The organism is Thioalkalivibrio sp. ALE11 (assembly GCF_000381205.1).
Classification (GTDB): Bacteria; Pseudomonadota; Gammaproteobacteria; order Ectothiorhodospirales; family Ectothiorhodospiraceae; genus Thioalkalivibrio.
In genome coordinates this window covers 1-22,172 of the sequence record NZ_KB906164.1, presented here as the reverse complement: position 1 = coordinate 22,172, position 22,172 = coordinate 1, and the positions used below count along the sequence as shown (strand labels likewise).

The following is a 22,172-nucleotide window of genomic DNA, read 5'->3' as shown; positions in this document are numbered from 1 at the left end:
TCTCAGGAGGAAGCGCTGAACACGTCGTCGATGTGGCGGGCGGTCAGAAGGCGTTCCGACCAGATCAGCAGGGTATCGGCATCGGCGGATTCGATCCGCTCCCGGTGTTTTTCCGCGGCGTCTGCACCGAACTTGCGGCCGATCAGACGCAGGAGAACCGCGGCCTCACCCTGCGTGACGCCTTCCTGAAGTCCCTGCTGTCGCCCCTGTTCCAGCCCCTGTTCCAGCCCCTGTTCCAGGCCCTGCTCAAGGCCCTTCTGCAGTCCTTTCTGCAGCCCCTGCTGCTCGTAGCGTCGCTGCCATTCCTTTACACGTTCGGCCAGCATGGTTTCCATCTCCCGCAGGTCGTTGTTCGGAGGCGCCAATGTTTCGCCGAAGCGGCCGGGGATGACCACTCGGCCCAGCCAGACGCTGAAGGCCCGTCGCAGGGATCGTTGCTCCGGGTGTTTCAGCCATTGCACCAGACGCCCGACGACCGCCTGCAGATCCTCGGGCTCGCGGCTGTGCTCCAGCCGGAAGACGGCCGCGGCCAGGTTGCGTGCCGGCAGATCGGCGTCCGCGAAGGCCCCCTCGTCGAGCAGAAGATACCGGAAATCCGGACGATAGGCCTCCAGTCCTCCGGGGATCGGTGCGATCAGCTCGCGCACTTCGATCGGGGCACTCCAGCGTCGTTCACCATTATAGAGCACCAGTGGCAGTACCGGCGGCAACCGTCCGTCGGGGGTCAGTTCGCCGGTGCGCACCAGATCCTGGTAGAGCAGGCCGAGATAGGTCAGCAGGCGTACCGCCATGAAGCGGTCCACCGATGACTGGAATTCCAGAAGCAGGTAGACGTAACACCAGCCATCGCCCCATCGCAGGCGCCAGACGATGTCGTCCTCGCGCTCGCGCAGATCGTCGGAGACGTAGTGACCGTTGACCCGCTCCAGCGAATCCAGGTCGACCTGTTCGATCCAGGGTTCGTTGACGAACCCGCGCAGCAGGTCAGCGACCAGCTCGGGGTGACTGAACAGGTGCTTGTAGCCGTGATCATGTTCCATGGTCCCTCCCTGGACCCGTAATTCATGCCCCGATAATGCCCTCCAGACGCTTCAGGCATTCGAGGTACTGCGCCTCGTCCGGTGGCTGGCCGCTGCGCTGGCTCTCCCACAGGGCCTGACCCAGACACTCCATCATCCGGTGTTCGGCGTCCAGTTCGCCGTAGCGGGCACACAGGCGGCGGTGCAGGTCGCGGATGCCGGCCGGACGGTCCGTGGCGGCCTGTTCGCGCAGGCCCATGTGCATGGACATGTGCAGGAACGGGTTGGTGGTCCCCGACTCCGGCGGGAACTCGGCGGTCAGGGCCTTCTCGCGGTCGTTCAGCAGGGCATGGTATTCGGGGTGGTCGCGGATGATGCCGACCAGCACCTGTTCCATGTCGCTCAGGGGTTCCTCGTTGCGGGCCTTCTGCCAGGCATCCAGGAACTGGGTTCGCATGCGGTCGCGGTCGCCGTACATCGCATCAGGCCTCGGTCTTGTCCTTGTATTCGCACAGATCGCGGATCACACATTGCCCGCAATCCGGCCGGCGTGCGCGGCACACGTACCTTCCGTGCAGGATCAGCCAGTGGTGGGCGTCGCGCAGGAACTCCTTCGGGGTGAACTTCAGGAGCTTCTTCTCGACCTCCAGCACGGTCTTGCCGGGGGCCAGTCCGGTGCGGTTGGCCACGCGGTAGATGTGCGTGTCCACCGCGATGGTGGGTTCGCCGAAGGCCGTGTTCAGCACCACGTTGGCGGTCTTGCGACCGACCCCGGGCAGCGCCTCCAGCGCCTTGCGGTCGCGCGGCACCTGGCCGCCGTGGAGTTCCACCAGCATGCGGCAGGCCTTCATGATGTTCTCGGCCTTGGCGTTGTACAGGCCGATGGTGCGGATGCATTCCTTCAGGCCGTCCAGTCCCAGTTCGAGGATGGCCTGCGGGGTGTTCGCCACCGGGAACAGCCGCCGGGTCGCCTTGTTCACGCCCACGTCGGTCGCCTGCGCGGACAGGATCACCGCCACCAGCAGCTCGAACGGGGTGTTGTACTCCAGCTCGGTGGTGGGTTCGGGGTTCGCCGCCCGCAGGCGTTCGAAGATCTCGCGGCGCTTGGCGGCATTCATGGGGCGGGGCTTCCGACGGTTTCAGGGGTTGCAAACGAAACCGGCCCCGCGAACGGGGCCGGACGATGCGCGGGATTGCGGCGCGATCGTGCTCAGACGTGGCGGTATACGCCCACTTCCGGCGCCGGCTCGCGCGGCTTTTCTTCCGCTTCCTTCTCGAGGTCGGCCAGCAGCTTCGAGTGCTTTTCCTCGAGATCGTGCATCGCCTTCTCGTCCATCTTGGGGAAGATGATGTCACGGATGAACGAGCCCAGCTCGGCCAGGCACTCCGCCCAGTACTTGTCGTTCAGATGGAACGAATGCTCGGCGTGGGTACCCATCGGGTAGCTGTTGAACCGGGTGATCATCGTGACGGACAGGTCGCTGTCCTTCTCGACGAAATCCTTGGCGAAGTCGTACCACCACTTGTAGTACTTCTCCTGCAGCTCCTCACCAAAGCCGTGATTCTCGAAGAATGCGGCGATGGTGCCGCGCGGGGCCTGGCCGTAGCGCGTACCGCGCTTGCCGGCGAACGGGAAATGTCCAGCCATGCCTGCTCTCCTGGGACGATTGGAATTTTTGTAGCGGGGGCAGTGTACCCGCTGGGCGCCGGGAATCAAGGCCGGGGCCGCGTTACACTGCGCCCCAGGGAAACACTGATCAATGTACACGCTCGCGTTGGCACCCCGGGTTCCGCGAGACAAGGCGCGGTGCGCAGCCGGTAGTGGTTCTACCGGCAAGTGCCGCAACGCAGGATCGGGGAACCCGGGGTGCCAACCCCCACAATTTATTGAATGCAGGGGCTCGGCCGCCCGTTGTTGATCAAAAACGGGCGCGCGCACGGCGTTGCGGCTCCCTTGTGCAGAATGACTGCACGGCGGTCGCCGCTCCTTGTTCGCACGCAAAAGCGACTCGAGCGCGAGCGTGTACATTGATCAGTGTTTCCCTGGGAGCCTGCAAGGAGTCCGCACAATGGCCGAACCCGACCCGGTCCGTCCACAGGACGGCGAGACGGAGCCCGAACCCGCCGAATATACCCCGCTGCCGCGCAGCTTCCTGATCGGATCGCTGATCGCGCTGGCCCTGTTCATCTGGGGCGTGAGCCTGCTGTGGCCGCACATGGAGGACTGGCTGGGCGAGCTTTCGATCCTGCAGATCGGGCTGCTGGCCAGCTTCGTGGCCGGGCTGTTCACCGCGGTCGGGGCCATCCCCATCTTCTTCCTGCGCCGCCTCAAGCAGTCGGTGGAGGACGCGATGATGGGCTTCGGCGCCGGGGTCATGCTCTCGGCGACCGCCTTCGAGCTCGCGCTGCCGGCGGTGGAGCAGGCTGAGGCCCAGCATGGCAGCGTGGCCATGGCCATCGTGGTCCTGGCCGGCGGCATCGGCCTGGGCGGCGCGTTCCTGCTGCTGCTGCACAAGCTCGTGCCCCACGAGCACTTCGTGATCGGCCCGCAGAGCGGCGCCGACCCGTCCAAGATCCGCCGGGTGTGGCTGTTCATCTTCGCCATCGCCCTGCACAACCTGCCCGAAGGCCTCGCCGTGGGCGTGGGATTCGGCGGCGACGATGTCAGCGACGGCATCGCGCTGGCCGTGGCCATCGGCCTGCAGAACATGCCCGAGGGGCTGGTGGTGGCCATCGCCCTGCTGTCGCTTGGCTACAGCCGCGCCATGGCCTTTGGTGTGACCCTGCTCACCGGTCTGGTACAGCCGGTCGGCGGCCTGATCGGCGCCGGTGCCATCACCCTGATGGAGTTCCTGCTGCCCTGGGGCCTGGCCTTCGCCGCCGGTGCCATGCTGTTCGTCATCAGCCACGAGATCATCCCCGAGTCCCACCGCAAGGGCCACGAGGCCCAGGCCACCACCGGGGTGCTGGTCGGGTTCGTCACCCTGCTGGCCATCGACCTGGCGTTGTAGGATCGTTCAGAGGAGGGTTCGCCATGCGTCTGAGTCCCGAACAGCAACACGCCATCCACCGGGCCGTGGGCGAGACCTTCGGTCCGGAGACCACGGTGTGGCTGTTCGGCTCCCGGACCGATGACTCGGCCCGGGGCGGCGACATCGACCTGCTGATCGATACCCCGATGCGCGATGTCGATTCCATCGTACAGGCGGAAATCGCCCTGCGCGCACGCCTGGAGGCGGAACTGGGCGAGCAGAAGATCGACCTGCTGGTCGACTATCCGGGCCGGCGTTGGCATCCCTCCATCTTTCAGGTCGCCCGCGAGGAGGGCATCCCGTTATGAATTCGCACAGCACAGCTCATAACCCGATCGGCCAGAGGGCTGGCCTCCTACCGGGGGGCAGCCCGCCCGGTAGGAGGCCAGCCCTCTGGCCGATCCGGCGCACGGGTAGCCCGGACGTGAAATCGGCCGGAGGGCCGGCCTCCCACCGGGCAGGGTCTGGCCGCAGGAGGCCAGCCCTCTGGCCGATCGGGCCGACCGGGCCAATGTGTTGTATCACGGCCACACCCGCCCGGGCGAGGGCGGTGTCGGGTCCCTCTGTTGCAGGTTTGCAACGGCCGCGCACCGGTTTCTGCGCACCGGAAACCCGTGTTTCCGGGCCCGCGGCGCTCGAACCCAGGGCCGTGACGCGGTTTCGTGCAATCGCGTATTCGGAATTTCTAACAAGCCAGTTTTTCAATGGCTTGCGATCGCTCCGGCGTTTTCGGTGGGGCTGGCTCGGGAGATTGCGTGAAGACCGAAGCGTATAAGCGTGATCGAATACGGGTTTTTTTCCGCCACAAGGGTTGAAATACGACACCGTGGCGTATATAAAACACAGGACATCGCGGGGCCGACGGGCTCCGGATGCATTGACAGTAAGAATTCACTCCTGGGAGAAAGCATCATGCAGAAGAAGATTCTCGCCATGGCCGTTGCCGGCGCCTTCGCCGCCGCTCCGGCCCTCGCCTCCGCCGACGATTCCGTCAGCCTGTTCGGTCAGTTCAAGTACGAAGTCGGCTTCATCGATGACGGCAGCGACCGCAATTTCGTGCATTCCTCGCGGGGTACTCGGCTGGGCGTGGACGTGCAGAACGATCTCGGGGGCGGGCTGACGGCCACCGCTCGTTTCCAGGGTAATTTCAACCAGGTTAACGGCGTCCAGGGTAACCAAGACTGGGGTACCAGCGAGAACGCCTGGGTCGGCCTGACCGGCGATTTCGGTCGTCTGCGCGTCGGTCGCGCCGATTCCGCGGTAAAGGAGGCGAGCAAGGGCTTCCGCAACTTTACCGATACCCTGGCGGACGGCGGGATCTCCCGGCCTTACGGCTGGAACCGTGCCGAGGGCATCCACTACAACAGCCCCTCCTTTGGTGGGACCACCATCGGGGTGACCGTGGAGCCGAACGGTGCTGAAACCGACGCCTACTACGCCCTGAATGTGCAGTATGATCAAGGTCCGATTCGGGTGACTGCCGCGATCGAAGATTCTGCGGACACCGGTGTTTACGCGGCTGCTAATGGTGGCCCGGGGGTTATTGGCGCGGATGAAACCAACTACCAGGTGGGTGGTCTGTTTGACTTCGGCCCGGGGAACGTCGGTCTGCTGTACCAGGCTCGTAACGACGGGGACGACGATGTGTTCACCGTTCCGTTCAACTTCGGCGTCACCTCCAACGTCAATATCCGCGCTGCCGTTCAGCACGTGGATCCGGACGTGGGTGACGACTGGACGAACATCGCCGTGGGTGCGCAGTACAATTTCAATAACCGTACGGAAGCCTGGGTCAACCTGTGGGAAGACGACAGCTTTGATGCGAGCGGTGTCCAGGGCGCCGTGGGCCTGCGTCACAGCTTCTAAGCGCGATCGCGCATGAAGTGATAACAACGGGTGTAAGCCCGTTTTGCGGGGCCCTCCGGGGCCCCGTTTTTTATGGGGCCGCGCATTCGCTGTGCGGCCCTTTTTCGTGGGTGCATGCGGTTGGGTGGCGCGTCCGGCGCGGCTACGATGGCCGCCGTCGCGGTGCAGCATTCATCCCGACCGGTCAGAACGAACGAAACAATCCGAGGAGGCAACATGAAGATCGAAGTGGAACATCGGCCGGAGCGCGACCGGCTGGACGCACTGGGCGTGTTCGACTGGCCGGTGTGGGAGAAGGAGGCGTCCCGCTTCCCGTGGCATTACGACGAGACGGAGACCTGTTACATCCTCGAGGGGCAGGTGACGGTGACGCCGGAGGATGGCGAGCCGGTGACGGTCGGCGAGGGCGATCTGGTGACCTTCCCGGCAGGCATGGGCTGCACCTGGGAGATCCACCGGGACATCCGCAAGCACTACCGCTTCGGGTAGTCGGCTATCGCTTCGGGTAGTCGGCACGTAGGAGGCCAGCCCCCTGGCCGATCCGGCACGCTGTCGGGGTGTGAAAAAGAGAAAAGACCGAACAACATCCCTGTTGATCGGCCCTTTCGGTTGGAACTTCCCTGTTCCTGATTGGGGATATTATCGGCGCCCCCGGCTGAAACAATATCGATTATGTGTTTTTGTGATGAAAACCACAAAAAATGGATTGGAATCAGTCTAAATCTTCGGCAGAATCAGAGAGATTGAGTCGGAAAGTGCCGAATAAACAGGTCTTTATGAAGGTTCGTCGGGCCTCTGGTGGGAGTTGTGGGAGTTGTGGGAGTACGGGGTGGGCGGGGAAGAACCCCGGGTGAGGGAAGCCGATTGTTCGCGTGCGAGCACGCTCCCACCAGGCCCCGGGCCCACCAGGCCCCGGGGTCTCCGGGTCGAGTGAAGTGCGGGTGGGGGCGTCAGTCGGCCCAGAGTCCGCCGAGGGGGATGGTGACGGCATCGAAGGGGGCGACGGACACGGGGTCGTCGTTTTCGAACGCATTGAGCAGGAGCCAGTGGCCTTCGTGGTTGGCATAGGCCTCCAGGGTGCGGAGCACGGGGTCGACGAGCCAGACGTGGCCGACACCGTGGGCGGCGTACACGGGCAGTTTTTCCACCCGGTCAACCCGGGCGGTGGATTCGGAGAGGACTTCGCAGACCCAGTCGGGGGCCAGCTCGAACCAGGCGGTCTCGGGCAGGCCGGGCATCCGTTCGCGGCGCCAGCCGGCCAGGTCGGGGACCAGCACATGGCGGCCCAGGTGCACTTCGGGTTCGTCGAAGATCCACCAGCCGCCAGGGCCGCCATGCCCCTTGTCGTATGGTCCTCCGAGCTCTACGCCCAGCAGGGAGCTGGCGCGGGCATGACGCGGCGCTGGTCGGGGGGTGGTGACAAGCTGCCCATGAATGAGCTCCGCCACCAGGTGGTCCTCGACCTGGAGGAGGTCTTCGTAGGTTGCGTCTCGGGTAGCCGGGTCCGGCATGGGTGTCTGCCTCCTGTTTCCGGGTGACGCCGCGCTTGTTGTTCCATCGTACGGGTTGCGATGCGGGGCGGGAAGACGGGGGCTTCGCGTGCGAGCACGCTCCCACAAGGGGTGGGCTGTCAAGGAGTGGGCGGGCACCGGTGCTGTGGGAGCGGCCCTGGCCGCGAAGAGGGCGGGGCGGGGTGGTTCAACGGGCGAGCCACTGGGCGTCGAGCCGGGTGGCTTAGTCGCTCCGCCAGGAGCGCGCCCCGGTCCCACCGGCGACGCAGTGCGCCTCGCTGTCCCCGAGGACGGACCAGTCAGCGACCAGCGCCCCTGCCCTGTTCGCCTTCGCTTTCGCCGACGCGGTCAAGCACCGTACGTATGACGTCGGCCGCGATGCGAAACTCCGATTGGTGAAGCCGTTCGAAAACCGCGCGCGCGGACGGGATCAGACCCTGGCGGCGCGCCATCCCGATCACGGCGGCGGTCCCCGCCACACGAATACCGGCCTCAAGGGCAAGGGCGCGGCCCATCCGTTCATCCATGAGCACCAGGGCGGGTTCATCGTGGCCGAGGGCCATCCGGATACAGGCTGCTTCGCCTTCATCCAGTTCGGGTAACGGTGTCGACGAGCGCGGCCCTTCCCGGAGGCACAGCCAGCCGGCGTCCAGCGCGGCGGCGATGGCGGATTCTCCGGGCCTTCCCTGGCCGGGCAGCACCTCGCGGGCGACTTCCTCCGGAATCCCGACCGTCCCGAACAGACGGGGCAACCATTCCAGCCCATCGACGAACGAAAGCCCGATCAAAGGGCTGGCGTCGCTCAGGACGAGGCGAGCCATTCGTCGAGGGTATCCATGTCGTGGTCCGCTTCCGTGCCATTCAGGTCCACGACGGGAATCCCGAGCCGGGAAAGATGGCGCGCGAAGTCGGCCGTGGCGAACTCGGCGAGACGTGCCGCACGCGCCAGGGAGAGGTGCCCGTCACGGAACAGGGCGGTGGCCAGGGCCACCTTGACACCCGGCGCGTCGAGTTCCCCCGCATCGTTCAATCCCAGGATGAGGGCATCGGGACGGTCCCGGTTCATGACCACCACCGGCGTTTCGTGGGACTTGCGCAGGGCGCCGGTGGGATTGTTCTTGAGGCCGCTAACGTTCACGACTTCCATGGGAATCCTCCATGGGAATGGTAGTCAGGATCAATACTAGTCCTGTCCATGCTTCCCGGCAATCCGCTCAGCTTCTCGCTGTGGTAGCCCTCGATGGCGAGGTTGCGCACCCGGGAGCTGGCGCGGAAATGACGCGGCGCTGGTCGGGGTGGTTCAGCGGGCGAGCCACTGGGCGTCGAGCCGGGTGGCGAAAGTCTCCTCGACCCGGCGCAGGTAGTACATCATGTCCACCGGCAGGTTGATGCCGTCGTGCATCTGCAGCGGGTAGAGGTCGGCGGCGATCACGCAGTCGGCGATGGACGGGTGGCCGAGATAGAAACCATTGGCGGCCAGGTGGCGGGCCAGTTCCGGCAGGCGGCTCAGCCGGGCCAGCTGCTGGTAGCCGTCGTAGCGGTCGTTGGCGAGTTCCTCCACGCTCATGCCGAAGCGGTGTTCCACGTTCGCCTTGAAGTCGGCGAGGGCATCGGCGTCCTCGCCGATGCCGTGGTAGCCGGGGGCGAGCGGGGCGTACAGGCGTTCGAGCACGACGTCCACGCGGGCACGCCAGTCGAGCAGGGCCTGCCAGGCATCTTCGGCGATGATCCCCGCGGACAGCGGTTCGCCGCTCGGGAACAGCTCGTCGATCGCGCGCAGGGCCGCCGTGGTGTCGGTATGCAGGGCGCTGTCGTCGGTGGCGAGCACCGGGGACTGCCGCGCGATGCCCAGCTCGAAGAAGGTCTCGTCGTCGAACCAGTCCACCGCGCGGGTCTCGAGCGCCGCGCCCTTGTACCCGCAGGCCAGGCGGATGCGGTCGGCCTTGGGGTCGTGGGCGAAGTGGTAGAGCGTCGCCATCAGGCGGAGCCCCGGTTTGTTCCGCCCCGGGTCTGTCCGCGTTTCGCGTTGGCGAGGATGAAGTCCCACTGGTCCTCGGTCAGCGGCATCACCGACAGCCGGTTGCCGCGGCGCACCAGCGGGCAGTCGGCCAGTTCGGGCTGCTGCTTGAGCCAGTCGAGGGTGAGGATGTCGTCGAATTTCTCCTCGAAGGCGACGTCCACCCGCAGCCAGCGCGGGTTGTCGGGATCGCTCTTCGGGTCGTAGTGCTTGTCCTCGGGATCGAACGCGCAGGAGTCCGGGTAGGCCTCGTTCTCGATGCGCATGATGCCGACGATGCCCGGCGGTTTGGCATTGGAGTGGTAGAAGAAGGCGAGATCGCCCTTCTTCATCTCGTCGCGCATCATGTTGCGCACCTGGTAGTTGCGGATCCCGTCCCAGGGCTCCACGCCCACGCGTTCGAGATCGTCGATGCCGAACTCGTCGGGTTCGGATTTCATCAGCCAGTAGCCCATGTCGTCGCGTTCCTTGAATCAGTCGTTGTCAGGTGTCTGCAGGGTAGCAGTGGCCTGTCCGTGCCGGGGGAATACATGCCAGCCGGTCTCGGTGACCACGGCATCCAGTGGCACGTCCCAGGGCTGCACCGGCAGGGCCTCGACCTGCTGCAGGCCATGGGCCACGCCGATCAGGCGCGGGCGGTGGATGCCGAAGCGCCGCCGGGCGAAGTAGCGGTCGTAGTAGCCGGCGCCCATGCCCATGCGGTTGCCGTGGCGGTCGAAGGCGACCAGCGGCATCAGCACCACCTGCATCTCGCGGCGCCAGACGCGCGGCGCGCCGGGACAGGGCTCGGCGATGCCGAAGCCGTTGTGGCACAGGCGGTCTTCGGGATGCCATTCGTGGAAATGCATGCGGCCGTCGCGGCGGGTGTCCATCACCGGCAGGGCGATGCGGGTGCCGCGGCTGGCCAGGGCGCAGGTCAGCGCGGTCAGGTCGACTTCGCCGCGCAGGCCGCGATAGGCCCCGACGCAGCGCGGCTGCCAGCGTTCCAGCCATTTCAGCAGGTGACCGCTGATCGCGCGGTTGTGCTCGGCCAGCCGGGCATCGGACAGGGCCGCACGGCGACGGCGCAGCTCGCGCCGGAGCCGGCGGGCGTCCTCGCGGGCGAGGGCGTCGATATCGGGGGCGTGCGCGGTGGTGGGCATGGCCGTGGGGGTCATGGGGATCGGCAGGGAAAAAAGAGAGGACGCGCCCCGCAGGCGCCGTCGTGGCCTTCGACCTTGAACCAGCGGTTCAGGTGGGAGAAGTCTCCGGATCTTTAGGCTTTCCGCTCGGGGGCGGACCTGCACAGCGAAACGGAAGAACTCGGTCCCTGGGTGTTGCATTAAGGCTCAAGGGTACCACCCGGCCACGTTCGAACGCCGCAGCGACGCGTCCGGGATCATTATGGACCAGATGCGGGGGGAATGCTCAAGCGCCGTGCAAAAGTTTCGGGCAGGCGGGCAAACTCCGGTCGGGTCGCCGCTCAGGACTGCGGCGGCCTGCCGGTCTCCGGATTGGGCCGGGTGTCGCTCTCGCGTCCGAGGTTCTGCTCGATGCGTTCGGCCAGCGCATGCAGGCGTTCGGGGGCGTCGGCCCCGCCCTTTTTCATCCGTTCCAGCTCTTCCTGGCACTCGAGCTTTTCGTGGGCGAGGTTGAGCGCGACCATCACCGCGATGCGCTCGGCCCCGACCACGCGCCCGCCGTCGCGCAGTTCGCGCATGCGCTCGTCGATCAGGGACGCGGAGGCGAACAGGTCGGCGCGCTCCTCGGGCGGGCAGGCGACGTGGTACTCCTTGCCCATGATGGTGATGCGGACCGGTTCGGAAGACTGGCTCATTCGGACTGCTCCATCGCCCGCAGGCGGGCGATCATGGTCTCGACCCGGTGGCGGGCCTGCTCGTTGCGTTCGCGGTAGGTCGCACGTTCGGTACGCAGCTGGCGCACCTGTTCGTGCAGCGCCCGGTTTTCCTCACGCAGTTCGGCGTTGTCGTCCAGCAGTCGCAGGATCGCGGCCTCGAGACGGTCGAGGGCGTCGGGCGCGTGGCTGCCGGAAGAAGCGCTGTCGGACATGGCGGGGCGGGCCTCGGGCTTGAAAAACGGGAGCGAAGTCCCTGAATCCCGGAGTCTAGGAGGGGGTCGACGGAACCGTCAACCGAAACACCGGCGGGTTGTGTTGCGACCCGCGCAGGGGGTGGCCAGAATATGACCCATGACACAGCCTCCCGAACCCGCACCCGACGCCACGATCATCGAAGGCACGGCCCACAACGGCAAGCCGTGTCGGGTGGTGGACAACACCGGCACGATCCCGCGCGGCGAACTGGAACAGCTGCTGGAGGACCTGGTCCGCGACAAGCGCTTCGGCCTGACGGCGCTGTCCGCGACCGGTTCCAGCGAGATCCGCCTGGGCGAGCCGCAGTTCACCCATCTGCAGATGGGCGATGATCTTTACCGCTTTCTGCTGTTTCCCTACGAAGCCCGCCTGGAGGCCTTCTGATGGCGCAGTCCTGGGAAGAACGCCTGGCCCACGGCCTGCGCACCATGGGGTTCGCGCAGACGCCGGCCTCGGCCCATGGCCTGATCACCGGCTGCCTGGTGGCGGACCCCGAGGCCGGCAATGACCTGCTGATCAAGTCGCTGGGCGAGGCGCTGCCGCTGACCGAGAACCCCGCCGAGGCATTCGACCGGCTGGTGGACGAGCTGCGCCGGCACCTGCTGGCGCAGCTGTACGACATCGAGCTCGGTTTTGCCCCGCTGGTGCCGGAGGATGCGGAGATCGAGACCCGCGCCCAGGCGCTGTCGGAATGGGCCGACGGCTTCATCAGCGGGCTGGGACAGACACCGCGGCTGGGCGGGCTCAAGCCGTCGGCCGAGTCGGCGGAGATCCTGCGGGATCTGGCCGAGATCGCGCGCATGGACCCCGAACCGGAGGACAGCGAGGCCTCGGAGACGGACTTCGAGGAGCTGTCCGAATACGTGCGCGTGGGCGTGCTGCTGATCGCCGACGAGCTGGCCCCCGAGAACCCGACCCGGATCCCGATGCAATGAGCCGCGCGCCGCAGATCCCCGCCGGTGAGCTGGCCCGTCGCCGCCAGCGCCTGATGCGCGCGGCCGGGCGCGATGCCCTGATCGTGATCCCGGGCGCGGTGGAGACCACCCGCAACCGCGACGTCGAGTACCCGTTCCGGCAGAACTCCGATTTCCTCTATCTGACCGATTTCGAGGAACCGGACGCCATCGCGGTGCTGGCCCCGGGGCGCGAGGCCGGCGAATACATCCTGTTCTGCCGCGATCGGGACCCGAAGATGGAGACCTGGACCGGGCGCCGCGCGGGGCCCGACGGGGCGATGGAGCACTTCGGGGCCGACTGCGCCTTCCCGGTGGACGACATCGACGAGATCCTGCCCGGACTGATGGAGAACCGCCGCGAGCTGTGCGCGCCGTTCGGCCGCGACGAAGGCTTCGACCGGCGGCTGTTCGGCTGGCTGCAGCAGGTGCGCCGGCGCGCGGCGCGCAGCGGGGTGCGGGTGCCGCACGAGTTCGCCGCGCTGGAACACCACCTGCACGAGCAGCGCCTGTTCAAGAAGGCCCCGGAACTGAAGATGATGCGCCATGCCGCGGCGATCTCGGTGGGGGCGCACCGGCGCGCGATGCAGGCCTGCCGCCCGGGCATGACCGAATACCAGGTGGCCGCCGAGATCACCCACGAGTTCCATCGCCACGGCACCGAGGCGGCGTATCCGTCCATCGTCGGCGGCGGCGAGAACGGCTGCATCCTGCACTACATCGAGAACCGCGACGTGCTGCGCGACGGCGACCTGCTGCTGATCGACGCCGGTTGCGAGCACCGCGGCTATGCCTCGGACATCACCCGCACCTTCCCGGTGGGCGGGCGCTTCGGCGGGCGTCAGCGCGAGGTCTACGAGATCGTGCTGGATGCGCAGCGCGCCGCCATCGACGCGGTGCGGCCCGGACACCACTGGAACGATCCGCACGACGTCGCAGTGCGCGAGCTGACCCGCGGGCTGCGGGATCTGGGCGTGCTCGAGGGCGAGCTGGATGCGCTGATCGAGGACGAGGCGTATCGCCCGTTCTTCATGCACCGTACCGGTCACTGGCTCGGGCTGGATGTGCACGATGTGGGCGAGTACCGCGTGGGCGAGGCCTGGCGGCAGCTGGAGCCGGGGATGGTGATGACCGTCGAGCCCGGGCTGTATTTCGGCCCGTACTGCGAGGCCCCGGAGGACCTGCGCGGGATCGGCGTGCGTATCGAGGACGACGTGGCCGTGACCCGCGACGGGCACGAGGTGCTGACCGAGGCCTGCCCGAAGACCGTGGAGGCCATCGAGGCCTGCATGGCCGACGGCGCGGCCGGGCGTCGCTGAAACCGGGGCAGAGGGAGGCGCATGGAGGCCACCGTGAATCGCGGAACACAAACGCAAACCGAGACCGATATCGCCGTGGTCGGCGGCGGGCCGGTGGGCGGGCTGATGGCCTGTACCCTGGCGCGCGCCGGCTACACGGTAAGGCTGTTCGAACGCGGCCCGGCGCCGGATCCGGCCGTCCCGCGCGAGGACACCCGTGGCTATGCCCTGGCGGCCGGCTCGGTGACCCTGCTGGACGATCTCGGCTACTGGGCGGAGCTGGCGACCACGGCCGCGCCCATCCGGCGCATCGTGGTCAGCCGCCGCGGCGGGCTGGGCCGGGTGCGCATGGATGCCGCGCAGATGGGCCGCGAGGCCCTGGGTCAGGTGGTGCCGGCCGCGGCGCTGGATCCCCTGCTGGCGCGGGCCCGGGATGCGGCGGGGGTGGCCAGTCATCACGCCACCACGCTGGCGGGTGTGGAGGCCGCTGCGGACGGCGCGCGCCGCCTGCACCTGGAGGGTCCCGACGGGGCGTGGTCCTGCCGCGCGCGCCTGCTGATCGCCGCCGACGGCGTCGGCTCGCCGACCCGCGAGGCGCTGGGCATCCCGGTGCAGCGCCATCGCTACGATGCCGATGCCCTGGTGTTCGACGTGCGGCCCTCGCGTGCGCATGACGGCGAGGCTTTCGAACGCTTTACCGACGAGGGGCCGCTGGCGCTGCTGCCGCAGGCCGACGGGCGCATGAACGTGGTCTGGGTCGCCCCGCCGGAGGTCTGTGACGCCCGCCTGGAACTGGATGAATCGGCGCGCATGGCGGCGTTGCAGGAACGCTTCGGCTGGGCGCTGGGGCGGCTGCACCCCGCCGGGGGCGTGCTGCGTTTCCCGCTGCAGCGGATGCATGCGCCGCAGCCGTTCGCCGAGCGCGCGCTGCTGCTGGGCAACGCCGCCCACTCGGTGCATCCGGTGGCGGGGCAGGGGCTGAACCTGGCGCTGCGCGACGTGGCCGATCTGCTGGGCGTACTGCGCGAGGGCGCGCAGCCCGACGGGCGCCCCGCGTTCGTGGCCGATCCCGGCGGGCGGCACGTGCTGGAGGCCTGGGCGCGCCGGCGCGAGGGCGACATCCGCCGCATCGTCGGGGTGACCGATTTCCTCGCCCGCGGGATGCGCCATGTTGACGGGCTGCTGGGCCATGCCCTGGGACTGGGCATGATGACGGTCGACCGGGTGCCGCCGCTGCGCGATGCCTTCGCGCGCGGGGCGATGGGGCTGCGGCCGGTGCCGCGGCATACCCTGTCGCGACTGCCGGAGGCGCGGGCATGACGCGCGCCGGCGAGCCGCTGGACGTGCTGGTGGTCGGCGGTGGCGCCACCGGCCTGGCCACCGCCCTGTGCTGCGCCCGCGCGGGCATGCGGGTGGCGGTGCTGGAGCGCGGACCGGCACCGGCGTTCGATCCGGCGACCGCGCCGGTGACCCGGGTGGTCACGCTCAACGCCGCGGCCATGGGCCTGCTGGATCGTCTGGGCGTGCAGGAGGCCCTGGCGGCCAACCGCGCCCATGCCTTCTCCGGCATGCAGGTGTGGGATGCGCACGGCCCCGCGCATATCCGCTTCGACGCGGATGACCTGGGCGTGCCCGAACTCGGCTGGACGGTGGAGAACGCGGCGCTGGAGGCGGTGCTGTGGCAGGCCCTGCGCGAGCGCGGCGTGGCGCTGTGGCCGGAGACGGCGTGGCGCAGCGTGGACCTGCGGCCCGACCGCGTGGATGTCTACGCCGAGGGGCATGCGCCGCTGGCCTCGGCGCGCCTGGTGGTGGCGGCCGACGGGGCACGTTCGGCCCTGCGCGAACGTGCGGGGATCGCAGTGGACGAGCGCCCGTATCACGCGCGCGGCGTGGTGGCCACGGTGGAGACCGCGCAGGGGCACGGCGACACCGCCTGGCAGCGTTTCGACGACGAGCGCATCCTGGCCTTCCTGCCGTTGGGTGACGGGCGCTGCTCGATCGTCTGGTCGCTGCCGGAGATCGAGGCCGATGACGTGATGGCGATGGACGATGGCGCATTCATCGACGCGCTGTCGGCGGCGATCGATGGCGGTCCCGGCCCGGTGACCGGCACCTCGCCGCGCGCCAGCTTCCCGCTGGTGGCGCGGCATGCGCGGGACTACTTCTCCGGCCGCGTGGTGCTGGCCGGGGATGCGGCGCACACCATCCACCCGCTGGCAGGGCAGGGGCTCAATCTCGGTCTGGCCGACGTGGATGCCCTGCTGCGCCAGCTGGCCGGCCCCAACCGGCGCGATCCCGGTGATCCGCGCGGCCTGCGCGCCTACACCCGCGCGCGGCGCCCGGAGAACGCGATGATGCAGCGCGCGATGGACGGCTTCCGCCTGCTGTTCGGCACCCGCCGTGCCGGTCTGCCGGAGCTGCGCGGCGCCGGGGTGCGGCTGGTGAACGGGCTGGTCCCGGTCAAGCGCCAGCTCGCGCTGCGCGCGTTCGGGCTGGACGGCATCCGCCGCTGATCCATGGACCGGATTTCATATACCCGGCATGAACCGGGGCATTGGGTTCCGGCGCCGGATCGCCTATAATTGATTCCACGCCAGCGGGGCACGAAAGCTCCGCACATCGTCCTGGAAGAGTTCTGCCGCGCCGCGCCTCGGGTGCGCGCCGCAGACGCCGAAGGCGCAACATCCGCCCGGAATCGCTCAGGCTTCAGGACCGGGATGATGAAACGGCGAACTCTGGAGAGCGGCCGGCAGACGGCCCACCGAAGGGGGCGATCGCCCGGGTCCACAAGGACCGCGGGGCGCGCAAACTCTCAGGTTTCAGGACAGAGGGGCGGCCGGCAGTTAATCCTGCCGGCCGCCCTTTTTTTATGCGCGGATGACCGCGACGCCATCGACGCCGGAACAACTGCAGGACGAAAAGCATGACGCTGAAGAAAACCCCGCTCCATGCCGCCCACGAACGCGCCGGCGCCAAGCTGGTCGATTTCGCCGGCTGGGAGATGCCGCTGCATTACGGCTCGCAGATGGAAGAGCACAAGAAGGTGCGCGCCGGCGCCGGCATGTTCGATGTTTCGCACATGCGCGTGGTCGACATCCACGGCCCGCAGGCGCAGGCCTTCCTGCGCTATCTGCTGGCCAACGACGTGGCCAAACTGAAGACCGAAGGCCGCGCGCTGTACAGCTGCATGCTGAACGAGCGCGGCGGCGTGATCGACGACCTGATCATCTACTGGCTGGGCGGGGACACCTATCGCGCGGTGGTCAACGCGGGCACCGCCGAGGGCGACATCGCCCACATGCAGTCCGTGGCGCAGGACTTTGACGTCCGCGTGGAGCCGCGCCCGGAATTCGCCCTGATCGCGGTGCAGGGCCCCGAGGCGGTGGCGAAGACGCTGCCGCTGCTGCCGGAAGACCTGCGCGGCGCGGGCGAGCTCAAGCCGTTCTCCGCGCTGTGGAACGACCAGTGGTTCGTCGCGCGCACCGGCTACACCGGCGAAGACGGCTTCGAGGTGATGCTGCCGGCCGCGGAGGCCGAGGGCTTCTGGCAGGCGCTGCTGGATGCCGGGGTCGACCCCATCGGTCTGGGTGCGCGTGACACACTGCGCCTGGAGGCCGGGATGAATCTCTACGGCACCGACATGGATGCCGACACCAGTCCGCTGACCGCCAACCTCGGCTGGACCGTGGCGCTGAAGGATGCCGAGCGTGATTTCATCGGTCGTGCGGCCATCGAACGCGAGAAGGCCGCGGGCGTGCAGCAGCGCCTGGTGGGCGTGGTGCTGGAAGGCCGCGGCGTGCTGCGCGGCGGGACGCGTATCGTGACCGACGCCGGCGACGGCGAGGTGACCTCGGGCAGCTTCGCGCCCAGCCTGGGCGTGTCCGTCGGCTTCGCGCGGGTGCCGGCCGCCGCGGCCGATGCCGAGCGCCTGGAGGCGGAGATCCGCGGGAAGCACCTGCCGGTGCGGGTCGTGCGCCCGGTGTTCGTGCGCAACGGCGAGCCGCAGATCGAACTGCCTTCCGCCTGATACGGGACGTACAATGGCAACGCGCAGTGGCACACTGCGTACCCGGGTTTCAACGCTATAACGCTATAAGGATGACGTCATGAGCGAAGCACCGAAGGACCTGAAATACACCAGGAGCCATGAATGGGTTCGTACCGAAGACGACGGCACCGTGACCATCGGCATCACCGATCACGCGCAGGAGCTGCTGGGTGATCTGGTGTTCGTCGAGGCCCCCGAGGCCGGCAGCAGCCTGGAGGCCGGCGCGGCCTGTGCCACGGTCGAGTCGGTCAAGGCCGCCTCCGACATCTACGCCCCGATCACGGGCGAGGTGACCGAGACCAACGCGGAGCTGGAAGACAGCCCCGAGAAGGTCAACGAGTCGCCCTTCGAGGATGGCTGGCTGTTCCGCATGAAGCCGGCGGATGCCGGCGAGCTGGACGGCCTGATGGACGCGGACGCCTACGCCGCGCACGTCGAAGCCGAATCCTGAAGCCACCGGTGGCGGCCGTACCCCGGTGTCCGACTGGCACCGGGGCGCCGCCGAAGAACTTCGCGTCAGCGAAAGCGAGAAAGTCATGCCGTTTATCCCGCATACCGAAGAAGACATCCGTTCGATGCTCGAGTCCATCGGCGCCGATTCCGTGGAGGATCTGTTCGACGAGATCCCGGCCGGGCTGCGCGCGCCACCGCTGGAGGGCATCCCCGAGGGTCTCAACGAAATGGGGATCTCCCGCCTGATGCAGGAGCGGGCCGCCCGCGACGGCATGCCCTCGAATTTCATTGGCGCCGGGGCGTACGAGCACCACATCCCGGCGGCCGTGTGGCAGATCGCCACCCGCGGCGAGTACTACAGCGCCTACACGCCCTACCAGGCCGAGGCGTCGCAGGGCACGCTGCAGCTGATCTACGAGTACCAGACCATGATGGCCCGTCTGACCGGCATGGAGGCCTCCAACGCCTCGCTGTATGACGGTGCCTCCGCGCTGGCCGAGGCCGTGCTGATGGCAGTGCGCGTCAACCGCCGGTCGAAGAGCAAGCGGGTGCTGGTCCCGGGTGCGCTGAATCCGGTGTACCGCCGCGTGATCGACACCCTGATCGGCAATCAGGGCATCGAGCTGATCGAGGTCCCGTTCGACGAGACCACCGGGCAGACCCCGGTGGAGGCGCTGGCCGCGCACGCCGACGACGACATCACCGCGATGATCATCAGCCAGCCGAACTTCTTCGGCATCCTCGAGGATGTGGACGGCCTGACCGGCTGGGCCGAAGAGCGCGAGATCCCGGTCATCGGCGTGGTCAATCCGGTCTCGCTGGCGCTGCTGAAGCCGCCGGGCGAGTGGGGCAGCCAGGGCGCGGACATCGCCGTGGGCGAGGGCCAGCCGCTGGGCGCGCCGCTGTCCTCCGGAGGGCCGTATTTCGGGTTCATGACCACGCGCAAGAAGCACATCCGGCAGATGCCGGGGCGCATCGTCGGGCGCGCCGAGGACGCCGACGGCAAGCCGGGCTTCGTCCTGACGCTGCAGGCCCGCGAGCAGCACATCCGCCGCTCCAAGGCCACCTCCAACATCTGCACCAACCAGGGCCTGGTGGTGACGGCCGCGACCATCCACATGTCCATGCTGGGCGACGAAGGGCTGACCCGGGTGGCCGAGGCCTGCTACGCCAACACCCATGCCCTGGTGGAAAAGCTCGCCGCGAAGGGCATCAAGCCGCGCTTCACCGGCGAATACTTCCACGAGGTGGCGCTGGACTTCGGCGGCAATGCCGCCGGGCAGCTGCAGGCGATGGCCGACGCCGGCGTGCTCGCCGGGCACGACCTGGGGCGCGACTACCCGGCGCTGGATGGCTGCGTGCTGGCCTGCGTCACCGAGACCAAGAACGAGAACGATCTGGAGCAGTACGTGGCTGCCTGCGAGCAGGCCCGCGCGGCCTGAGCGGGGAGTCACTCCACGCGACGTGCCATACCCCAACCGCCGAGGAGGCTGACATGGCCGAGACCAAGCTAGAGGGCAACACGATCCACACCAACGGCGACCTGCCCCATGTGGGTTCGCCGGCTCCGGACTTCAACCTGACGGGCAAGGACCTCAATGATGTCTCGCTCGCCGATTTCGGCGACAAGCGCAAGATGATCTACATCGTGCCCAGTCTCGACACGCCGGTGTGTGCCGAGTCGACCAAGAAGATCAACCAGTTCGTCGAACAGCGCCCCGACGTGCATGCACTCATCGTCTCCGCCGATCTGCCCTTCGCGATGGACCGTTTCTGCTCCGTGGAGGGGCTGGAGCGCGTCACGGTGCTGTCGATGATGCGCGATCGCAATTTCGCCAAGGACTACGGCGTGCTGATCCAGGACGGACCGCTGGCCGGGATCACCGCCCGCGCGATGCTGGTGCTGGATGCCGACAATCTGGTGATGCATGCCCAGCTGGTCCCCGAGATCGGCGACGAACCCGACTACGACGCGGTCTTCGCCGCGCTGGACGACCGGGCGACGCTGAGCCCCACCCAGTAACGCGACAGGCCTCCGGCGCGCCCCGCGCGGTGCAGATCCGCCGGGGCGCGCCGTCTACCCGAATACCGAAGCGAGAAACCGCCATGAACACCACGGAAACCAAGCTGATCTTCGAACATTCCCACGCCGGTCGCTCCGCCGTGGCCCAGGCGCCGCAGGAACACGCGGCCACGGCCATCCCCGCGCACCTGCGGCGGAAGTCGGCGCCCGGCCTGCCGGCCGCCTCGGAGCTGGACGTGGTGCGTCACTACACGCGGCTGTCGCAGAAGAATTTCTCCATCGACACCGAGTTCTATCCGCTGGGCTCGTGCACGATGAAATACAACCCGCGCGCCTGTAACAGCCTGGCGATGCTGCCCGGGTTCCTGAACCGCCATCCGCTGGCCCCGGCCAGCCACAGCCAGGGCTTCCTGCAGACCATGTACGAGCTGCAGGAGATGCTGCGCGAGGTCACCGGCATGCAGGGCGTGTCGCTGGCGCCGATGGCGGGCGCGCAGGGCGAGTTCACCGGCGTGGCCATGATCCGCGCCTACCATGATGCCCGCGGCGACACCGAGCGTCGCGAGATCATCGTCCCCGACGCCGCGCACGGTACCAACCCGGCCACCGCGATCATGTGCGGCTACGAGGTGCGCGAGATCCCCACCGACGAGACCGGGGACGTGAACCTCGAGGCACTCAAGGAGGCCGTCGGTCCGCAGACCGCCGGTATCATGCTCACCAATCCGTCCACCGTGGGCGTGTTCGAGCGCCGCATCGAGGAGATCGCGAAGATCGTGCACGACGCCGGCGGCCTGCTGTATTACGACGGCGCCAACCTCAACGCCATCCTCGGCAAGGTGCGCCCGGGCGACATGGGCTTCGACGTGATCCACATGAACCTGCACAAGACCTTCTCCACGCCGCACGGCGGGGGCGGTCCGGGCTCCGGCGCGGTGGGCGTGGGCGAGCGGTTGCTGCCGTACATGCCGGTGCCGCATGTGGAAGAAGACGGGCAGGGCGGCTACCGCCTGGCCGACGAGGCCGACCGGCCCGAGACCATCGGCCGGCTGTCCGCGTTCATGGGCAACCCCGGCGTGCTGCTGCGTGCCTATGTGTACATGCGCATGCTGGGTCGCGAGGGCATGGTTCGGGTCGCCGAGTTCGCGACCCTCAACGCCAACTACCTCGCGAGCGAGCTCAGGGCCGCCGGATTTGATCTGGCCTATCCGGAACGCCGTGCAACCCACGAGTTCATCGTCACGCTGAAGAAGCAGGCGAAGGAGACCGGCCTGACCGCCGGAGACGTGGCCAAGCGGCTGCTGGATCACGGGTTCCATGCGCCCACCACCTACTTCCCGCTGCTGGTGCCGGAATGCCTGCTGGTGGAGCCGACCGAGACCGAGTCGAAGGAGACCCTGGACGCCTTCGTCGAGGCCATGGCCTGCATCCTCGCCGAGTCGGCGGACGACATCGACACCATCAAGTCGTCGCCGCACAACCTGCCGAACCGCCGTTTCAACGAAGTGGCGGCGGCCAAGGCGCTCGACCTGGTGTACCAGGAACCGACCGGCGACGCCGCCGGCGCGCAACCGCGCAGCGGCACCCACGGCTGACGCGCCATCCGGGCGGGCCTTCTTCCGAGCCCGCCCACCTGCCCCTTTCGCCTGCAAGCAGGCTCCTGATATGGATTGACCTGTCAACGGCTGGCTGTAGTGTTCGATCGAGACCTCCTGTTTTCCATGCCTTCGAGGCAGGGCACGAGAAGCGGATTGCGACGGTGGATCACTCTGATATACGCGGGTTGGTTACCGACCGGACTTCACTTCGTCGCGGAGCTGCCCTTCTCTACGGGCGAGGGTCAGCCCTTCCGGGGAAGGG

The 22,172-nt window shown here is 67.8% G+C and carries 26 protein-coding genes, 1 other RNA gene and 2 riboswitches; of the genes, 14 read left to right on the top strand and 13 right to left on the bottom strand.

What is annotated here, in order from left to right; all coding sequences use genetic code 11:
- Positions 1-2: 2 nt before the first annotated feature.
- The 4 genes from F620_RS0100130 to F620_RS0100115 all read right to left on the bottom strand — a co-directional run bounded on the left by F620_RS0100130 (position 3) and on the right by F620_RS0100115 (position 2,667).
- Positions 3-1,040: an Rpn family recombination-promoting nuclease/putative transposase gene (locus F620_RS0100130; RefSeq protein WP_019569040.1), complete on the bottom strand. Its 1,038-nt coding sequence runs from the start codon at positions 1,038-1,040 to the stop codon at positions 3-5.
- Positions 1,041-1,062: 22 nt separating this feature from the next.
- A complete protein-coding gene (locus F620_RS0100125; RefSeq protein ID WP_018871454.1) occupies positions 1,063-1,497 on the bottom strand; it encodes a DUF1841 family protein in 435 nt (144 codons plus the stop codon).
- A 4-nt stretch (positions 1,498-1,501) separates the two neighbouring features.
- Positions 1,502-2,137, bottom strand: a complete 636-nt coding sequence (gene nth, locus F620_RS0100120) for an endonuclease III (protein ID WP_019569039.1) — start codon at positions 2,135-2,137, stop codon at positions 1,502-1,504.
- Positions 2,138-2,229: 92 nt separating this feature from the next.
- Positions 2,230-2,667, bottom strand: coding sequence for a hypothetical protein (locus F620_RS0100115; protein ID WP_018871456.1), 438 nt, complete (start codon positions 2,665-2,667; stop codon positions 2,230-2,232).
- A 421-nt stretch (positions 2,668-3,088) separates the two neighbouring features.
- On the opposite strand from F620_RS0100115, the gene F620_RS0100110 reads away from it, so the two are divergent.
- From F620_RS0100110 to F620_RS0100095, 4 genes are all read left to right on the top strand, one after another.
- Positions 3,089-4,030, top strand: coding sequence for a ZIP family metal transporter (locus F620_RS0100110; RefSeq protein ID WP_019569038.1), 942 nt, complete (start codon positions 3,089-3,091; stop codon positions 4,028-4,030).
- Between the two features lie 23 nt (positions 4,031-4,053).
- Positions 4,054-4,359, top strand: a complete 306-nt coding sequence (locus F620_RS0100105; protein ID WP_019569037.1) for a nucleotidyltransferase domain-containing protein — start codon at positions 4,054-4,056, stop codon at positions 4,357-4,359.
- Positions 4,360-4,963: 604 nt separating this feature from the next.
- Positions 4,964-5,917 (top strand): porin, encoded by a 954-nt coding sequence (locus F620_RS0100100; RefSeq protein ID WP_019569036.1) that lies wholly within the window; start codon positions 4,964-4,966, stop codon positions 5,915-5,917.
- A gap of 216 nt (positions 5,918-6,133) precedes the next feature.
- Entirely contained in the window at positions 6,134-6,406 is a 273-nt protein-coding gene (locus F620_RS0100095) for a cupin domain-containing protein (RefSeq protein WP_019569035.1), read from the top strand.
- A gap of 461 nt (positions 6,407-6,867) precedes the next feature.
- Here F620_RS0100095 and F620_RS0100090 read toward each other — a convergent pair whose 3' ends face one another.
- From F620_RS0100090 to zapB, 9 genes are all read right to left on the bottom strand, one after another.
- Positions 6,868-7,428, bottom strand: coding sequence for a Uma2 family endonuclease (locus tag F620_RS0100090; protein ID WP_019569034.1), 561 nt, complete (start codon positions 7,426-7,428; stop codon positions 6,868-6,870).
- Between the two features lie 299 nt (positions 7,429-7,727).
- Positions 7,728-8,249, bottom strand: coding sequence for a DUF3368 domain-containing protein (locus F620_RS0100085; protein WP_019569033.1), 522 nt, complete (start codon positions 8,247-8,249; stop codon positions 7,728-7,730).
- Entirely contained in the window at positions 8,231-8,575 is a 345-nt protein-coding gene (locus F620_RS0100080; protein ID WP_018871279.1) for a UPF0175 family protein, read from the bottom strand. The genes F620_RS0100085 and F620_RS0100080 overlap by 19 nt, the downstream gene beginning before the upstream one ends.
- 153 nt (positions 8,576-8,728) lie before the next feature.
- Positions 8,729-9,406, bottom strand: a complete 678-nt coding sequence (locus tag F620_RS0100075; protein WP_019569032.1) for a glutathione S-transferase family protein — start codon at positions 9,404-9,406, stop codon at positions 8,729-8,731.
- Complete coding sequence (locus F620_RS0100070) at positions 9,406-9,900, bottom strand: EVE domain-containing protein (protein ID WP_019569031.1); 495 nt, start codon at positions 9,898-9,900, stop codon at positions 9,406-9,408. The genes F620_RS0100075 and F620_RS0100070 overlap by 1 nt, the downstream gene beginning before the upstream one ends.
- Before the next feature lie 18 nt (positions 9,901-9,918).
- A complete protein-coding gene (locus F620_RS0100065; protein ID WP_026331261.1) occupies positions 9,919-10,587 on the bottom strand; it encodes a 5-formyltetrahydrofolate cyclo-ligase in 669 nt (222 codons plus the stop codon).
- A 42-nt stretch (positions 10,588-10,629) separates the two neighbouring features.
- Positions 10,630-10,815, bottom strand: a non-coding RNA gene (gene ssrS, locus F620_RS14720) — 6S RNA.
- 92 nt (positions 10,816-10,907) lie between these two features.
- A complete protein-coding gene (locus F620_RS0100060) occupies positions 10,908-11,261 on the bottom strand; it encodes a cell division protein ZapA (protein WP_018946278.1) in 354 nt (117 codons plus the stop codon).
- A complete protein-coding gene (gene zapB / locus F620_RS0100055) occupies positions 11,258-11,494 on the bottom strand; it encodes a cell division protein ZapB (protein ID WP_018871274.1) in 237 nt (78 codons plus the stop codon). Before zapB ends, F620_RS0100060 begins: the two co-directional genes overlap by 4 nt.
- Positions 11,495-11,633: 139 nt before the next feature.
- Here zapB and F620_RS0100050 point away from each other — a divergent pair, with 139 nt between their 5' ends.
- From F620_RS0100050 to gcvPB, 10 genes are all read left to right on the top strand, one after another.
- Positions 11,634-11,921, top strand: coding sequence for a hypothetical protein (locus F620_RS0100050; protein WP_018946276.1), 288 nt, complete (start codon positions 11,634-11,636; stop codon positions 11,919-11,921).
- On the top strand, positions 11,921-12,472 hold the full coding sequence (locus tag F620_RS0100045) for a UPF0149 family protein (protein WP_019569029.1): 552 nt from the start codon (positions 11,921-11,923) through the stop codon (positions 12,470-12,472). The genes F620_RS0100050 and F620_RS0100045 overlap by 1 nt, the downstream gene beginning before the upstream one ends.
- A complete protein-coding gene (gene pepP, locus F620_RS0100040; RefSeq protein WP_019569028.1) occupies positions 12,469-13,809 on the top strand; it encodes a Xaa-Pro aminopeptidase in 1,341 nt (446 codons plus the stop codon). Before F620_RS0100045 ends, pepP begins: the two co-directional genes overlap by 4 nt.
- Before the next feature lie 21 nt (positions 13,810-13,830).
- Positions 13,831-15,108, top strand: coding sequence for an FAD-dependent monooxygenase (locus F620_RS0100035; RefSeq protein WP_019569027.1), 1,278 nt, complete (start codon positions 13,831-13,833; stop codon positions 15,106-15,108).
- A complete protein-coding gene (locus F620_RS0100030) occupies positions 15,105-16,301 on the top strand; it encodes an FAD-dependent oxidoreductase (protein ID WP_019569026.1) in 1,197 nt (398 codons plus the stop codon). The genes F620_RS0100035 and F620_RS0100030 overlap by 4 nt, the downstream gene beginning before the upstream one ends.
- Before the next feature lie 102 nt (positions 16,302-16,403).
- Positions 16,404-16,513, top strand: a riboswitch (glycine riboswitch).
- 8 nt (positions 16,514-16,521) lie between these two features.
- A riboswitch (glycine riboswitch) is annotated at positions 16,522-16,618 on the top strand.
- Positions 16,619-16,711: 93 nt separating this feature from the next.
- Positions 16,712-17,815: a glycine cleavage system aminomethyltransferase GcvT gene (gcvT, locus tag F620_RS0100025; RefSeq protein ID WP_018871268.1), complete on the top strand. Its 1,104-nt coding sequence runs from the start codon at positions 16,712-16,714 to the stop codon at positions 17,813-17,815.
- Between the two features lie 79 nt (positions 17,816-17,894).
- Positions 17,895-18,287 (top strand): glycine cleavage system protein GcvH, encoded by a 393-nt coding sequence (gcvH, locus tag F620_RS0100020; RefSeq protein WP_019569025.1) that lies wholly within the window; start codon positions 17,895-17,897, stop codon positions 18,285-18,287.
- Positions 18,288-18,372: 85 nt separating this feature from the next.
- On the top strand, positions 18,373-19,731 hold the full coding sequence (gcvPA, locus tag F620_RS0100015; RefSeq protein ID WP_019569024.1) for an aminomethyl-transferring glycine dehydrogenase subunit GcvPA: 1,359 nt from the start codon (positions 18,373-18,375) through the stop codon (positions 19,729-19,731).
- 53 nt (positions 19,732-19,784) lie between these two features.
- The gene (gene tpx, locus F620_RS0100010; protein ID WP_019569023.1) at positions 19,785-20,312 is read left to right on the top strand and encodes a thiol peroxidase; all 528 of its coding nucleotides are present in this window, start codon (positions 19,785-19,787) and stop codon (positions 20,310-20,312) included.
- Between the two features lie 83 nt (positions 20,313-20,395).
- A complete protein-coding gene (gene gcvPB / locus F620_RS0100005) occupies positions 20,396-21,907 on the top strand; it encodes an aminomethyl-transferring glycine dehydrogenase subunit GcvPB (protein ID WP_019569022.1) in 1,512 nt (503 codons plus the stop codon).
- The last annotated feature ends 265 nt before the right edge of the window (positions 21,908-22,172 follow it).

Coding starts and splice junctions, on each gene's coding strand:
- F620_RS0100105 (WP_019569037.1), top strand. CDS start 4,054: ATGCGTCTGAGTCCCGAACAGCAACACGCCATCCACCGGGCCGTGGGC.
- nth (WP_019569039.1), bottom strand. CDS start 2,137: ATGAATGCCGCCAAGCGCCGCGAGATCTTCGAACGCCTGCGGGCGGCG.
- F620_RS0100050 (WP_018946276.1), top strand. CDS start 11,634: ATGACACAGCCTCCCGAACCCGCACCCGACGCCACGATCATCGAAGGC.
- F620_RS0100080 (WP_018871279.1), bottom strand. CDS start 8,575: ATGGAAGTCGTGAACGTTAGCGGCCTCAAGAACAATCCCACCGGCGCC.
- F620_RS0100070 (WP_019569031.1), bottom strand. CDS start 9,900: ATGGGCTACTGGCTGATGAAATCCGAACCCGACGAGTTCGGCATCGAC.
- F620_RS0100030 (WP_019569026.1), top strand. CDS start 15,105: ATGACGCGCGCCGGCGAGCCGCTGGACGTGCTGGTGGTCGGCGGTGGC.
- tpx (WP_019569023.1), top strand. CDS start 19,785: ATGGCCGAGACCAAGCTAGAGGGCAACACGATCCACACCAACGGCGAC.
- F620_RS0100075 (WP_019569032.1), bottom strand. CDS start 9,406: ATGGCGACGCTCTACCACTTCGCCCACGACCCCAAGGCCGACCGCATC.
- F620_RS0100130 (WP_019569040.1), bottom strand. CDS start 1,040: ATGGAACATGATCACGGCTACAAGCACCTGTTCAGTCACCCCGAGCTG.
- gcvPA (WP_019569024.1), top strand. CDS start 18,373: ATGCCGTTTATCCCGCATACCGAAGAAGACATCCGTTCGATGCTCGAG.
- gcvH (WP_019569025.1), top strand. CDS start 17,895: ATGAGCGAAGCACCGAAGGACCTGAAATACACCAGGAGCCATGAATGG.
- F620_RS0100085 (WP_019569033.1), bottom strand. CDS start 8,249: ATGGCTCGCCTCGTCCTGAGCGACGCCAGCCCTTTGATCGGGCTTTCG.
- F620_RS0100110 (WP_019569038.1), top strand. CDS start 3,089: ATGGCCGAACCCGACCCGGTCCGTCCACAGGACGGCGAGACGGAGCCC.
- F620_RS0100065 (WP_026331261.1), bottom strand. CDS start 10,587: ATGCCCACCACCGCGCACGCCCCCGATATCGACGCCCTCGCCCGCGAG.
- gcvPB (WP_019569022.1), top strand. CDS start 20,396: ATGAACACCACGGAAACCAAGCTGATCTTCGAACATTCCCACGCCGGT.
- F620_RS0100115 (WP_018871456.1), bottom strand. CDS start 2,667: ATGGCTGGACATTTCCCGTTCGCCGGCAAGCGCGGTACGCGCTACGGC.
- F620_RS0100095 (WP_019569035.1), top strand. CDS start 6,134: ATGAAGATCGAAGTGGAACATCGGCCGGAGCGCGACCGGCTGGACGCA.
- zapB (WP_018871274.1), bottom strand. CDS start 11,494: ATGTCCGACAGCGCTTCTTCCGGCAGCCACGCGCCCGACGCCCTCGAC.
- pepP (WP_019569028.1), top strand. CDS start 12,469: ATGAGCCGCGCGCCGCAGATCCCCGCCGGTGAGCTGGCCCGTCGCCGC.
- gcvT (WP_018871268.1), top strand. CDS start 16,712: ATGACGCTGAAGAAAACCCCGCTCCATGCCGCCCACGAACGCGCCGGC.
- F620_RS0100100 (WP_019569036.1), top strand. CDS start 4,964: ATGCAGAAGAAGATTCTCGCCATGGCCGTTGCCGGCGCCTTCGCCGCC.
- F620_RS0100125 (WP_018871454.1), bottom strand. CDS start 1,497: ATGTACGGCGACCGCGACCGCATGCGAACCCAGTTCCTGGATGCCTGG.
- F620_RS0100090 (WP_019569034.1), bottom strand. CDS start 7,428: ATGCCGGACCCGGCTACCCGAGACGCAACCTACGAAGACCTCCTCCAG.
- F620_RS0100035 (WP_019569027.1), top strand. CDS start 13,831: ATGGAGGCCACCGTGAATCGCGGAACACAAACGCAAACCGAGACCGAT.
- F620_RS0100045 (WP_019569029.1), top strand. CDS start 11,921: ATGGCGCAGTCCTGGGAAGAACGCCTGGCCCACGGCCTGCGCACCATG.
- F620_RS0100060 (WP_018946278.1), bottom strand. CDS start 11,261: ATGAGCCAGTCTTCCGAACCGGTCCGCATCACCATCATGGGCAAGGAG.